The 13,864-nt window shown below is 59.2% G+C and carries 12 protein-coding genes; 4 read left to right on the forward strand and 8 right to left on the reverse strand.

Annotated elements, in window-relative coordinates:
- Positions 1 to 185: 185 nt before the first annotated feature.
- The 3 genes from I6N93_RS02205 (at position 186) to folA (ending at position 2,009) form a co-directional block, all read left to right on the forward strand.
- On the forward strand, positions 186 to 962 hold the full coding sequence (locus tag I6N93_RS02205; protein WP_085688873.1) for a threonine/serine exporter family protein: 777 nt from the start codon (positions 186 to 188) through the stop codon (positions 960 to 962).
- A complete protein-coding gene (locus I6N93_RS02210; protein WP_085688876.1) occupies positions 953 to 1,423 on the forward strand; it encodes a threonine/serine exporter in 471 nt (156 codons plus the stop codon). Before I6N93_RS02205 ends, I6N93_RS02210 begins: the two co-directional genes overlap by 10 nt.
- Before the next feature lie 103 nt (positions 1,424 to 1,526).
- Positions 1,527 to 2,009: a type 3 dihydrofolate reductase gene (gene folA / locus I6N93_RS02215; protein ID WP_085688879.1), complete on the forward strand. Its 483-nt coding sequence runs from the start codon at positions 1,527 to 1,529 to the stop codon at positions 2,007 to 2,009.
- Positions 2,010 to 2,130: 121 nt separating this feature from the next.
- On the opposite strand, the gene apaH is transcribed toward folA, so the two are convergent.
- The 6 genes from apaH to lptD form a co-directional block, all read right to left on the reverse strand.
- The gene (gene apaH, locus I6N93_RS02220; protein WP_085688882.1) at positions 2,131 to 2,976 is read right to left on the reverse strand and encodes a bis(5'-nucleosyl)-tetraphosphatase (symmetrical) ApaH; all 846 of its coding nucleotides are present in this window, start codon (positions 2,974 to 2,976) and stop codon (positions 2,131 to 2,133) included.
- A 2-nt stretch (positions 2,977 to 2,978) separates the two neighbouring features.
- A complete protein-coding gene (gene apaG, locus I6N93_RS02225) occupies positions 2,979 to 3,356 on the reverse strand; it encodes a Co2+/Mg2+ efflux protein ApaG (protein WP_026739075.1) in 378 nt (125 codons plus the stop codon).
- 15 nt (positions 3,357 to 3,371) lie between these two features.
- The gene (gene rsmA / locus I6N93_RS02230) at positions 3,372 to 4,190 is read right to left on the reverse strand and encodes a 16S rRNA (adenine(1518)-N(6)/adenine(1519)-N(6))-dimethyltransferase RsmA (RefSeq protein WP_085651806.1); all 819 of its coding nucleotides are present in this window, start codon (positions 4,188 to 4,190) and stop codon (positions 3,372 to 3,374) included.
- On the reverse strand, positions 4,183 to 5,184 hold the full coding sequence (pdxA, locus tag I6N93_RS02235; protein ID WP_085688885.1) for a 4-hydroxythreonine-4-phosphate dehydrogenase PdxA: 1,002 nt from the start codon (positions 5,182 to 5,184) through the stop codon (positions 4,183 to 4,185). Before pdxA ends, rsmA begins: the two co-directional genes overlap by 8 nt.
- Positions 5,184 to 6,479, reverse strand: coding sequence for a peptidylprolyl isomerase SurA (gene surA / locus I6N93_RS02240; RefSeq protein ID WP_112104098.1), 1,296 nt, complete (start codon positions 6,477 to 6,479; stop codon positions 5,184 to 5,186). Before surA ends, pdxA begins: the two co-directional genes overlap by 1 nt.
- 100 nt (positions 6,480 to 6,579) lie before the next feature.
- The gene (gene lptD, locus I6N93_RS02245) at positions 6,580 to 8,973 is read right to left on the reverse strand and encodes an LPS assembly protein LptD (protein WP_176222562.1); all 2,394 of its coding nucleotides are present in this window, start codon (positions 8,971 to 8,973) and stop codon (positions 6,580 to 6,582) included.
- Between the two features lie 150 nt (positions 8,974 to 9,123).
- Here lptD and djlA point away from each other — a divergent pair, with 150 nt between their 5' ends.
- Entirely contained in the window at positions 9,124 to 10,011 is an 888-nt protein-coding gene (gene djlA, locus I6N93_RS02250) for a co-chaperone DjlA (protein ID WP_085689189.1), read from the forward strand.
- Positions 10,012 to 10,071: 60 nt separating this feature from the next.
- Here the strand turns inward: djlA and rluA are convergent, their stop codons facing one another.
- Both rluA and rapA read right to left on the reverse strand, forming a co-directional pair.
- Positions 10,072 to 10,725 (reverse strand): bifunctional tRNA pseudouridine(32) synthase/23S rRNA pseudouridine(746) synthase RluA, encoded by a 654-nt coding sequence (gene rluA / locus I6N93_RS02255; protein WP_085689186.1) that lies wholly within the window; start codon positions 10,723 to 10,725, stop codon positions 10,072 to 10,074.
- Between the two features lie 68 nt (positions 10,726 to 10,793).
- A complete protein-coding gene (gene rapA / locus I6N93_RS02260) occupies positions 10,794 to 13,700 on the reverse strand; it encodes an RNA polymerase-associated protein RapA (RefSeq protein WP_085689183.1) in 2,907 nt (968 codons plus the stop codon).
- Positions 13,701 to 13,864 lie beyond the last annotated feature (164 nt).

The following is a 13,864-nucleotide window of genomic DNA, read 5'->3' on the forward strand; positions in this document are numbered from 1 at the left end:
GCCATAATCTCTATCGTCATCAAAGCCATCGCGGTAAATCCGTGCATAATGTAGGCAAATATCGCTGTGGCTGACCTAAGTTGGTCGTAAAACACCGGTGAGGGTTCTCAGGGCCTGCCACGACTTTTTATGACTGGCGTCAGCGTGAATTCTTGGGACTTTTGAGATCGGGTCGGAGCATGAATATGATCGGTTCAGGTATCGCTCAACGGGATATTACCCGGTTGTGCATCCAATGTGCGCTGATGCTGCTACAGCACGGCGCGGAAAGTACGGTAGTGGAGCAACTCTCGTCTCGTTTGGGCAAAGCGCTGGGCGTCGACAGCGTGGAGAGTTCAATTTCCGCTAACGCCGTGGTGCTAAGTACTATCGTCGACGGACACTGTTTGACGACGACACGCAGGAATGAGGACCGCGGCATCAATATGCATGTCGTGACGGAGGTGCAGCATGTGGTGATAATGGCCGAGCATCGCCTGCTGGGCGTTGAAGAAGTTGCAAAGCGGTTCAACAATATCAAGCCGCTGCGTTACCCGCGCTGGATTGTCGTGAGCATCGTTGCGCTGTCTTGCGGTTGTTTCAGCCGGTTGAACGGCGGCGGTTGGGATGCATTCCTTATCGCGCTGCTCGCCAGCGGGCTTGCGATGTACGTGCGCCAACTGCTGACGGTCCGTAGTTTTAATCCGCTGATCAATTTCTGCATCACCGCCTTCGTCGCCACTTCCGCTTCCGGCCTGCTGATGCGTGTACCGGGGCTGGAGAACTCCGCCACGGTGGCGATGGCGGCCAGCGTGCTGCTGCTGGTGCCCGGTTTCCCCTTAATTAACGCGGTGGCCGATATGTTCAAAGGACATGTCAACACCGGGCTGGCGCGTTGGGCGATCGCCAGTCTGTTGACGCTCTCCACCTGTATCGGCGTGGTGTCGGCAATGGCGATATGGGGGCTGCGCGGATGGGCCTAGACCTTCTCTGGATGCTGTTGCAGGACATGGCGCTGGCCGCCGTGCCGGCGCTGGGTTTCGCCATCGTGTTCAACGTACCGGTCAGGGCGCTGCACTACTGCGCCGCGCTCGGCGCGCTGGGGCATGGCTCCCGCTTTTTGATGACCCATTTCGGCCTGCATATCGAATGGGCTTCCATGCTGGCCGCTATCCTGATCGGCACGCTGGGTATTCACTGGTCGCGCTGGCTGCTGGCGCACCCCAAGGTGTTTACCGTCGCGGCGGTGATCCCGATGTTCCCCGGTATCTCCGCCTATACCGCGATGATCTCGGTGGTGGAGCTGTCGCATCAGGGCTACAGCGAAGCGCTGATGCAGCAGCTGATCACCCAATTTCTCAAGGCCAGCTTCATCGTCGGTGCGCTCTCCATCGGACTGTCGCTGCCCGGACTGTGGGTTTATCACCGGCGTCCGGGAGTATGACAAATCAGAGAGCTCTGAGAACAAATTTGGATACCGTTCATTTATCGACGCCCGAACCGGCTTTCCGTATAGTGGCAACAATTTTTGCCTACAGGGTTCTACCATGGTTATTAGTTTGATTGCTGCGATGGCGATGGATCGGGTTATTGGGATGGAAAATGCCATGCCCTGGCATCTCCCTGCCGATCTGGCGTGGTTCAAGCGCAATACGCTCGATAAGCCGATTGTGATGGGACGCAACACGTTCCGCTCCATCGGTCAGCCGCTGCCGGGAAGGCGTAATATCGTGATCAGCCGTCAGCCGGGCGACGATGACCGCGTGATTTGGGTCACGTCACCGGAGGCCGCGCTGGCCGAGGCGGGCGATGTCGAAGAAGTTATGGTCATTGGCGGCGGCAGTATCTACCGACAGATGTTGCCCCTGGCGCAACGGCTTTATCTGACGCACATTGACGCCGACGTTGAGGGCGACACCCACTTCCCGGACTATGAGCCGGATGAGTGGCGTTCCACGTTCAGTGAGTTTCATGAAGCGGATGAGCGCAACTCTCACCACTACTGCTTCGAAATACTGGAGCGTCGCTAGCCTCTAGCTTCCCGCCTCCTGGCGGGGTTCAAAAAAAAGAGATGCCCATCCGGCATCTCTTTTTCACTTTTAGCGCTGTCTCGCTAGCGGGGAGACGAATAGCTCTCAGATTGTGATGCTTTTACTCGACGTTTTGCGCGTTTTCATCCTGCCGTACAAACTGAGACGGCTGGCGATAATAGCGCTGCGTTTCCCAGTGTAGCAACGTCAGCGTGCCGCCCCAGCAGCAGCCGGTATCCAGCGCATAGATGCCTTCGGGCGTGCCTTTGCCTTCCAGCGATGCCCAGTGGCCGAAGGCGATGGCGTATTCGCTCGGCACCGGTCCGGGTAGATTGAACCAGGGTTTGAGCATGGACGGCGCCTGCGCGGGCGGCGTTTTGCACATCATATCCAACTGACCTCCGCTGAAGCAGTAGCGCATGCGGGTGAAGACATTGGTGCTGAAGCGCAGTCGCGGTAGTCCGCTTAGCTCCGGCAGCCAGTTGTTCGGCATGTCGCCGTACATCGCGTCCAGAAACAGCGGATAGCTGTCGCTGCTCAGGATGGACTCGACTTCGCGGGCGCACATTAGCGCCGTGTCCAGATCCCACTGCGGCGTGATCCCGGCGTGGGCCATCGTCAGCTTAAGCGCTTCATCAACCTGTAGCACCGGCTGGCGACGTAGCCAATTAATGAGATCGTCGATATCCGGCGCGGCGAGCAGCGTTTCCAGCCGGTCTTTGGGCTTGGGACGGCTGATGCCGGCGTAGACCGCCAGCAGATGCAGGTCGTGGTTGCCCAGCACCATGCGCACCGACGAACCCAGCGAGCTCACGAAGCGCAGCACCTGCAGCGAATCGGGTCCGCGGGCGACGAGATCGCCGGTCAGCCATAGGGTGTCCCGCGCGGGATCGAAAGAAACTTGCGCCAATAGCGCTTCCAATTCAACGAAACAGCCGTGAACGTCGCCAACAAGATAGGTAGCCATAATCAGTGTATCAATGAAGGGATTGCCAGGCGGAACACCGGAATGGATTCCTGGAACGTCTCGCCCTGATGATCGAGCATCTGATAGTGGCCTTCCATCGTCCCCAACGGCGTTTCGAGAATGGCGCCGCTGGTGTATTGGAATTCACTACCGGGATGGATGACGGGCTGAACGCCGATGACGCCTTCTCCCTGAACTTCGGTCTGGCGTCCGTTGCTGTTGGTGATGAGCCAGTAACGGCTCATCAGTTTGACGTCGTGGCGCCCCAGATTGCGGATCGTGATGGTGTAAGCAAAGACGTAGCGATCTTCTTCCGGCGCAGACTGTGCTTCTACGTAAAAACTCTGAACCTGTATGCAAACTCGGGGCGCGTTAATCATGACGACAACTCCAGTTTATTCCTGCGCCGTAGGATGACTGCTGAGCCAGTTAGCGAGCTTGCAATACTGCTCTACGGTCACGTTTTCTGCGCGATCGTTGGCATTAATGCCCTGTTCCGCCAACTGCTCTTGCGTAAACAGATTGCCCAGGCTGTTGCGCAGCGTTTTACGGCGCTGATTAAAGGCTTCAGTGGTGATCCTGCTCAGCACGCGGGTATCGACCTGAGGATAAGGCGACGTCGTGTGAGGCACCAGCCGCACGACTGCCGACTCGACTTTCGGCGCAGGTCTAAACGCGGTGGGGGGAACTTCGAGTACCGGGATAACCTGGCAGTAATACTGCGCCATCACGCTCAAACGGCCGTAGGCTTTACTGTTCGGCCCCGCGACCAACCGGTTGACCACCTCTTTCTGCAACATAAAGTGCATGTCGCGAATAGCCTGAGTATAGCTGAACAGATGGAACATCAGCGGCGTGGAAATATTATACGGCAGGTTGCCGAAAACCCGCAGCGGCTGGCCGATTTGCTGCGCCAGCTCGGCGAAGTCCACTTTCATGGCATCCTGCTGGATGATGGTGAGCTTATCTTTCAGCGTGGGATGCACTTCCAGCCGCGCGGCCAGATCGCGGTCCAGCTCGACGACGGTAAAGTGATTCAGTCGCTCTCCCACGGGCGCGGTAAGAGCACCCAGGCCAGGGCCGATTTCCACCAGCGCCTGATCCGGCAGCGGGTGGATGGCGGAGACAATGCTGTCGATCACAAAATGATCGTGTAAAAAGTTTTGCCCGAAACGCTTACGAGCGAAGTGGCCTTGGTGTACTCGATTATTCATTACGATTAGCAATCATTTTAATAGCAAGATTTAAGGCGGTGCTGAAACTGCCGGGATCGGCCTGGCCGGTGGCGGCCAGCTCCAGCGCCGTGCCGTGGTCGACCGATGTACGGATAAACGGCAGACCCAGCGTGATGTTGACTGCCCGGCCGAAGCCCTGATACTTCAGAACCGGCAATCCCTGGTCGTGATACATCGCCAGCACGGCGTCCGCCGGCTGCAAATATTTAGGTTGGAACAAGGTATCCGCCGGCAGCGGGCCGACCAGCTGAATGCCTTTCTCCCGCAGCTCAGCGAGCGCCGGAATGATGACGTCCAGCTCTTCCCGACCCATATGACCGCCTTCGCCCGCATGGGGATTGAGGCCGCAAACATAGATCGACGGGTTTGCAATACCGAATTTGGTTCGCAAATCGTGATCGAGAATGGTGACGACTTCGTGTAAACACTGGCGGTCGACCGCATCCGCCACTTCTCTCAGCGGCAGATGCGTCGTCGCCAGCGCGACGCGCAGCTCCTCGGTCGCCAACATCATGACGACTCGCTCGCAGTGGCTGCGTTCGGCAAAGAATTCGGTATGCCCGGTGAACGGCACGCCCGCTTCGTTGATAATGCCTTTATGCACCGGACCGGTAACCAGGGCGGCAAATTCGCCACGCAGGCAGCCGTCGCAGGCCTGAGCCAGCGTCTCGACGACGTAACGACTGTTCTCAACGTTCAACTGGCCGGGAACGGCGGTCACCGCGAGTTTAACCGGCAGAACGGTCAGCGTACCGGCCTGCTGAGGACGCGCGGGCTGAGCGGGAAGATACTCCCGCACAGTCAGCGGGATATTCAGCGTCTGTGCCCGGCTGCTCAGCAGCGCGGGATCGGCGCAGACCACCAGTTCGACCGGCCATGCCTGTTGGGCCAGCGAGACGATCAGATCAGGGCCAATCCCGGCGGGGTCGCCGGGGGTGATCACGATGCGTGGAATGCTGCGTTCAATTGGCATCAGTTGCTCTGCCCATCCATAACTTTGACGTAGGCGGCCGCGCGTTTTTCCTGCATCCAGGTCTGCGCTTCTTCCGCAAACTTACGGTTGAACAGCATGCGGTAGGCGCGCTCTTTTTGCGCCGCGTCGGTCTTATCGACCTGACGGGTGTCCATTAGCTGAATGAGATGCCAGCCAAAGGAGGAGTGAACCGGCGGGCTGATTTCCCCTTTGTGCAGTTTTAGCAGCGCGTCGCGGAATACCGGATCGTAAACGTCTGGAGAGGACCAGCCCAGATCGCCGCCCTGATTGGCGGAACCCGGATCCTGCGACAGCTGGCGCGCCTGAGCGGCGAAGGTGGTGGCGCCGCTCTTGATCTGCTGCGCGACTTCCAGCAGTTTGGCGCGGGCCTGATCGTCCGTCATCACGACAGAAGGCCTGAGCAGAATGTGGCGGGCGTGCGTTTCCGTGACGGAAACGGTTTTGTCTTCGCCGCGGATGTCGTTAACGCGCAGAATGTGGAAGCCGACGCCGGAACGGATCGGGCCGACTATCTGGCCTTTCTGCGCCTGCACCAGGCTTTCGGCGAACAGCGTCGGCAGCTCCTGCAGTTTACCCCAGCCCATCTGTCCCCCTTTCAGCGCTTGCTGATCGGCGGAGTAGGTGATGGCGAGCTTGCCAAAGTCGGCGCCTTCGTTCGCTTCTTTCACCAGACGCTTAGCCAGATCTTCGGCCTGATCGACTTCCTGCTGCGTCGGGTTTTCCGACAGCGGCAGCAGGATATGGCTCAGATTGACCTCGGTATCGCCGGTATTCTGATTAGAAACCTGCTTGGCCAGCGCGTCGACTTCCTGCGGGAGGATGGTGATGCGGCGGCGGACTTCGTTATTGCGCACTTCGGCGATGGTCATGTCTTTGCGGATTTGGCTGCGGTAGGTATCGTAGCTGATGCCTTCCTGCGCCAGGCGGTCGCGCATCTGAGCGACCGTCATGCGGTTCTGAGCCGCGATGCCGCTGATGGCGCGATCCAACTGCTCGTCGGTGATCTGAACGCCCATCTTCTGGGCCATTTGCAGCACAATGCTGTCGACAATCAGGCGGTCGAGGATCTGATGGCGCAGCGTGGCGTCATCGGGCAACTGCTGGCCGGCGCCCTGTGCGTTCAGCTTAACCGACTGCAGTAAGCCATTGACATCACTTTCCAGCACGACGCCGTTATCCACCACCGCGGCAACTTTATCAACGACCTGCGGCGCGGCAAACGCTGTCGAGACGCTCAGCGTCAGTCCCAGAATCAGTGCTTTCCAGTTGTTCATACCTTTCCCATTAAATGTCATCCGCCCGAAGGCGGGTTAAATGTTGAATTGCTACCGGTATTAGACGCTTATTGCGGCCAGAGTTCCCGGCGGTACACCATTAGAAAGAGCGTTGGTACGGCAAAATGCCGTTTGCCAGCATTTTGTCTGTGCCCAAACTGTAGTTGCTGCTCAGACCGCGCAGTTCGAACGACACGCCCACTTTGTTGTCGTAGACGCTGCTGTTGGAGGCGGTGTTCCAGGTGGTGATCTTCCTTTCGTAACCGACATTGACCGCCCAGCAACAGGTGGAATACTGCAGACCAATCAGCTGATCGGCCGGCTGGTTCATCTTGGTGTCGTAGTAATACGCGCCGACGACGGCCCAGCGCTCGGACAGCGGCCAGCTGCCGGTCATCCCCACCTGAGAAATGCCCTGCTGATAGGCCGGAAGCGCGTCTTTGCTGTTCAGCATGGATTGGATATATTCCGCGCTGGCGTAACGGTAGTTCAACTGCAGCATCCGTTCGCCGCCGCCGCGATATTCCAGCACGGCGTCGCCGACCGTGAAGTTATCCACGCGAGCGTCGTACTGCGCGCCGCCGCGAATCGCCCAGTTATCGGCGATCTTCCAGTAGGTATCGCCCGCCCAGGTCAGGCTGCCGTTGTGGTAGTTGTTGTCGAGCGACGAGTTGGTGTTGCCGGTTCGCGGACGTTCGAAGTAGTAAATCTGGCCGAGCGAGGCGTTGAAACGTTCCACCAGCGCGTCGTCGTACAGGCGGGTGGTGACCCCGCTTGCGACCTGGTTGGCAGAGGCGATACGGTCCAGGCCGCCATAGGTGCGGTCGCGGAACAACCCGGCATAGTCGCTCTGCAGCAGGGTCGAGTCATAGGACTGAATCTTGCTCTGGTCGCGGTACGGCACGTACAGGTACATCGCCCGCGGTTCCAGCGTTTGGGTATACCCCTTCGCCCAGTCCATATCCCGTTCAAAGACCAGTTTGCCGTCGACTTTGTACTGCGGCATCACGCGGTTGACCGACTCATCCAGTGGGGTGTTGTTGATGTTGTTATTGTAATGAGTCAGATTGCTCTGCTGATAGTGGGTCGCCATCAGCTTGGCTTCGGTATTCAGACTTGCCCAGCCGTTGGACAGCGGCAGGCTGAAGGTCGGCTCGGCGTGCAGTCGGGTCGCCGTCGGCATATCCGGGTCAACGTTGGTGAATTTCACCGCCTGCCCGTACAGGTGCATGTCGATAGGACCCAAATCGTTAAGGTAGTAGTTCACGTCCAACTGCGGCTGTGCGCGATAGACATCAGAGGTATTGCTGAATATCTGATAGCTGCGCGTCGACAGCGTCGCATCGAAGTTGCGGTCGGCGTAGGCGGCGCTGAACTTCTGGGTGGCGTAGCCGTCGGTGGTGGAGCCGTATTTGGACTCCAGATCGGTAAAGTAGTACGGGTCGCTGACTTTGGTGTAGTCGACGTTGAAACGCCAGACCTGATCCAGCACGCCGCTGTGCTGCCAGTACGTCAGCCAACGGGTGGTATTGCTGTCTGCTTCATAAGTGCCGGCCTTGATTTGTTTGTCATACTGCTTATCGCTGGGCAGCCAGTCCAGCTCGAACACGCCCGCGCCCGCGCGGGTCAGGTAGCGGAATTCGTTTTCCCATTGCAGCCCACGTTTGGTCTGCATATGCGGCGTAATCGTGGCGTCGAAGTTCGGGGCGATGTTCCAGTAGTACGGCGTCATCAGCTCGAAGCCGTTATTTTTGCCATACTTGGCGTTCGGGATCAGGAAACCGGAACGGCGGCGATCGCCTACGGGAAGCTGAAGATATGGGCTATAAAAAATCGGCACGCCGGCGATACGGAATCGTGCGTTCCAGATTTCAGCCACTTCTTCTTCCCGGTCGTGGATGACTTCCGAACCCACGACGCTCCAGCTATCGTCACCCGGTAGGCAGGACGTGAAGGTGCCGTTTTCCAGAATGGTGTATCGGTTGTCATCGCGCAGCTTCATCTTGTTGGCATCGCCGCGGCCCTGACGCCCGACCATCTGGTAGTCGCCCTGGTACACGTCAGTGTCTTTAGTGTTCAGATTCGACCAGGCTTTAGGTCCTTTCAGGATCACCTGGTTATCATCGTACCGGACATCGCCGGTGGCGGTTATCGTGCGGGTCGGGTCGGTTTTACCCGCTTGCTGTATCTGATTCAGCTCGACTTCCCTGGCGGTCATCACCCGGTTGCCTTGCTCAATATTCACGTTGCCGGTGAATACAGCGTTATCGGGATAGTTCGCCTGGGAGTGATCTGCCTGAATGCGGACGGGCAACTGACCGGTATCGCCGGTTACCAGCGGGCGGTTATACGTCGGTACGCCGAGCATACACTGAGAGGCGAGGTCCGCCATGGCTTGCTGGCTGTAGAGCGCTGACCACACTAACGAGGCCAGTAGAGTTGGGAAACTTTTTTTCATACGCGGTATTAGGTGTTCCGTCATCAGGGGCATCATGCCGGCAAACCGTCAGAGACTATATCACGCGCTGGCGCAGTGCCAGTGCTAAATCCCCGCCGTTTTCTACGCGCTGCCGTTAGGAGCAAAGATAAATGACGGGTATGATAAAGCAATTTTTGGCCGGCGGCATGAGGATTTGAGGAGTATATGCGCTATTGGGGAAAGTTGCTGGGGCTAGCGATGGGCGCAGCGTCCAGCGGTGGCGTCGGTGCGGTGATCATCGGGCTGCTGGTGGGTCATTTATTTGACAGAGCCCGTTCGTCGCGTCGGCGCACCGCTTTCTCCGCACACTCCTCCCGTCAGGCGCTGTTCTACATCACCACGTTTCAGGCGATGGGCCATCTCACCAAGTCGAAAGGCCGGGTGACGGAAGCCGATATTCTCGCCGCAACCCATGTGATGGACCGGCTGGAGTTGCACGGGGAAGCGCGCAACGCGGCCCAACAGGCGTTTCGCGAAGGGAAATCCCGCCAGTTCCCGGTGCGCGGCAAGCTGCGTAAACTGCGCGATGTCTGCATCGGCCGTTTCGATATGGTTCGCCTATTTTTGGAAATTCAGCTACAGGTTGCCTTCATCGACGGCGCGCTACATCCTAACGAACGCCGGCTGCTGTATGTCTTTGCCGATGAGCTCGGCGTGACGCGGGCGCAGTTCGAACTGTTTCTGCGCACGATGGAGCGGGCGACGCAGCAATCGCATGGTCAGTCGCAGCGCGGCCATGGCGGAGGGTCACAGCAGAACGGCAATGCGCATCAGCGTCGGGGACAGTCATACCACGGACACTCCCAGCATCAGCGGCCGCCGGTGCATCCGCGCGGTCCGACCGTGGAGAGCGCCTGCCGAACGTTGGGCGTGCGTTCCCATGATGATGCGGCGACGGTGAAGCGGGCTTATCGCAAGCTGATGAGCGAACATCATCCGGACAAGGTGGTGGGGAAGGGGCTGTCGCCCCGGATGATCGAATTGTCCAAGCGCAAAGCGCAAGATATTCAGGCGGCCTACGAATTTCTCAAGGTTCACAAGTTCTCGCGTTAACGTTTCTTCGCTCCCCCGTCTTCGTCGACGAATCCTCTTCTCTTTCTACCTCTTGCTCCATCAAAAATCAGGTTCGCAGCGAAAATGCATCGGCTTGCGCGACGCCGGATGGGTGATAAACAATTCCTGCGCGTGCAACTGTAGACGCGATGCCATTGCCCGCGCGGCGGGCGGCGCGTAGAAACCATCCCCCAGAATTGGATGTTCGATAGCCAGCATGTGCACTCGCAGCTGATGGGAGCGGCCGGTGATCGGCATCAGCTTTACCCGGGTTGTGCCATCGTCGTCGCGAGACAAAACCTCCCATAGGGTTTGCGCGGGCTTGCCCTCGTCAAAGCAGACTTTCTGCTTGGGACGGTTGGGCCAGTCGCAGATCAACGGCAGATCGACCCGGCCTTCATCTTGCGCCATATGCCTCCAGACACGGGCGATATAGATCTTTTTCGGCTCGCGCTCGCGGAACTGGCGCTTCAGCTCTCGTTCGGCCGCTTTGGTCAACGCGACGGCGATGACACCGCTGGTTGCCATATCCAAGCGATGAACGGATTCCGCAGACGGGTATTCCGCCTGAATCCGACTCATGATGCTATCGCGGTTTTCTGGCGCGCGGCCGGGCACGGACAACAGACCGCTGGGTTTGTTGACCACCATCAGTTGGTCGTCCTGATACAGCACCTGCAGCCAGGGATCTTGCGGCGGGTTATAGGGTTCCATGACCGGCTCCGATCGGGCGGCAAGGGGTTCCCCTCGCCGCGTGAGTAATAAGCGCCATCGTGTTGCGATTATTGGTGGGAAACCACGACCAGACGGATGGCGTCCAGGCGCCAGTTTGCCTGGTCGAGATTCAGCAGCACCTGTTCCCGCTGGGTTTCCAGCGCCTGTAGCTCGTCTTCGCGGATGTTGGGGTTCACCGCTTTGAGCGCCGTGAGGCGTTCCAGCTCGTGCCGCAGCGCTTTGTCGGCAAACTGTGTGGCCGTCGCAATCAGCTTGCGGGCCTGTTCGGCGACCAGCGGTTCCGCCTTTTGCAGCATGTCATGCACATCGGGCTGGACGGCGTTCACCAGTTTGCTGGCGGTATGGCGGTTGACCGCGGCCAGCTGACGGTTGAAGCTCTCGAACTCCACCTGCGCGGCCAGATCGGCGCCTTTGCGATCCAGCAGAATGCGCACCGGCGTCGGCGGCAGAAAACGGGTGAGCTGCAGTTTTTTCGGCGCCTGCGCCTCGACCACGTACACCAGTTCTGTCAACAGCGTACCGACCGGCAGCGCCTTGTTTTTCAGCAGCGACACGGCGCAGCTGCCGGTATCGCCGGACAGAATCAGATCCAGTCCGTTACGGATCAACGGGTGCTCCCAACTGATGAACTGGGCATCCTCCCGGGACAACGCCTGCTCGCGATCGAAGGTGATCGTACAGCCGTCCTGGGACAATCCGGGGAAGTCCGGCACCAGCATATGTTCCGATGGACGCAGCACGATCAAGTTGTCGCTGCGATCTTCCTGATGGATGCCGATGATGTCGAACAGGTTAAGCGCGAAGTTGACCAGCGCGACGTCGTCGTCCTGCGCGGCGATATCGGCGGACAGTTTTTTCGCCTGTTCGCCGCCGTTGGAGTGCATCTCCAGCAGGCGGTCGCGACCCTGCTCCAACCGGGCTTTCAACGCGTCGTGCTGCTGACGGCAGTCGCGAATAAAGTCGTCGACGCCCTCCTGCTGTTCCGGCTGGGCCAGCAGCGCGATCAGGCGATCGTAATGGCTGTCGTAGATGGAACGGCCGGTCGGGCAGGTGTGTTCGAACGCATCCAGACCTTCGTGATACCAGCGCACCAGCAGCGCCTGCGCGGTATTTTCCAGATAAGGCACCAGAATCTGGATGTCATTCTCCTGACCGATGCGATCCAGACGGCCGATGCGCTGCTCCAGCAGGTCGGGATTGAACGGCAGGTCGAACATCACCAGGTGGCTGGCGAACTGGAAGTTACGGCCTTCGGAACCGATTTCGGAGCAGATTAGCACCTGAGCGCCTTCCTCTTCCGAGGCGAAGTAGGCGGAGGCACGGTCGCGCTCCAGAATCGACAGCCCTTCGTGGAATACCGCGGCGCGGATGGCTTCACGCGTGCGCAGCGCCTGTTCCAACTGCAGCGCGGTGGCGGCCTTGGCGCAGATCACCAGCACTTTCTCGTCGCGGTGGCGGGTCAGGTAGTCGAGCAGCCACTCCACGCGGGGATCGAAGCTCCACCAGGTGGCGTTTTCATCTTCGAACTGCTGATAGATTTGCTCAGGGTACAGCATATCCTGCGCGCGCTTCTCGGCGGTTTTGGCGCCGGACATAATGCCGGACACCTTAATCGCGGTCTGATATTGGGCGGGCAGCGGCAGCGGGGTGGTCTGTAGCTGACGTTCCGGGAAGCCCTGTACGCCCTGACGGGTGTTGCGGAACAGCACGCGGCTGGTGCCGTGGCGGTCCATCAGCAGGGCGATCAGCTCTTCCCGCGCTGAACGCGCAGTGTCCTCGTCCGCAGCGTTGATGGCTTTCAGCAGCCCGCTGACGTCCTGTCCGCCCAGCAGCGAGGCCAGCGCCTGAAGATCGTCCGCGCTGGCCTCGTCGCCGGTGAGTAGCTGTGTTACGGCATCGGCCACCGGCTGATAGCGTTGCTGCTCGGCCACAAATTCGGCGTAGTCGTGGAAGCGGTTGGGGTCCAGCAAACGCAGGCGGGCGAAGTGGCTTTCCTGACCCAGTTGCTCCGGCGTGGCGGTCAACAGCAGAACCGCCGGGGTGACGCTCGCCAGTCGCTCTATGGCCTGATACTGCGGGCTTGGCCCGGCTTCGCTCCAGGTCAGATGATGTGCTTCGTCGACCACCAGCAGATCCCAGTCGGCATTAGCCAACTGTTCAAAACGTTTCGGGTTGCGCTGGACAAAACTCAGCGAACAGATAATTAGCTGCTCGGTTTCGAACGGGTTGCTGCTATCCAGCAACGCTTCGGCGTAGCGTTCGTCGTCGAACAGCGAGAACAGCAGGTTGAAGCGGCGCAGCATTTCCACCAGCCACTGGTGCTGTAGCGTCTCCGGCACCACGATAAGCACGCGCTCGGCGCGGCCTGACATCAGCTGTTGATGGATGATCATCCCGGCTTCGATGGTTTTCCCCAAACCTACTTCGTCCGCCAGCAGAACGCGCGGCGCATGGCGCTGGCCGACTTCGTGCGCGACATAGAGCTGGTGAGGGATCAGGCTGGCGCGCATGCCGCGCAGACCGCTCCACGGCTGCTGGGCCTGAGCATGCAGGTGTTGGCGGGCGCGATAGCGCAGGGCAAAGCGATCCATCCGGTCGAGCTGGCCGGCGAACAGACGATCCTGCGGCTTGTTGAAGGTCAGCTTGCTGTCGAGGAAGACTTCTCGCAGCAGGGCGGGCGTCTCATCGTCGAGCCGCTGGCCGATATAGATGCGCAGACCGTTTTCGTCGCTGACTTCGTTGACCTGCATCTGCCAGCCTTCATGGCTGGTGACGGTATCGCCCGGGTTAAACATGACTCGGGTGATGGGGGCATCATTGCGTGAATAGAGGCGATTCTCGCCGCTGGCGGGGAACAGCAGGGTCACCATTCTGGCATCAACCGCCACTACTGTTCCTAATCCCAATTCGCTTTCTGTGTCGCTGATCCAGCGTTGACCAAGTGTAAAAGGCATATGTGCTTAGCTCGATACTCGTCGTTGTCGAAAATTGTCTGAATGACCGTCATTGTGGGGCGCCCGCCGCAAAAGGGCGTAAACGCCGCATTGCCGCGCCGAGGTATGGCCGGCGGCCGGTCAGGCATGACCCGTATTGTTATGTGTGAGTTGGCGATCGCCGT

The organism is Lonsdalea populi (assembly GCF_015999465.1).
GTDB lineage: Bacteria > Pseudomonadota > Gammaproteobacteria > Enterobacterales > Enterobacteriaceae > Lonsdalea > Lonsdalea populi.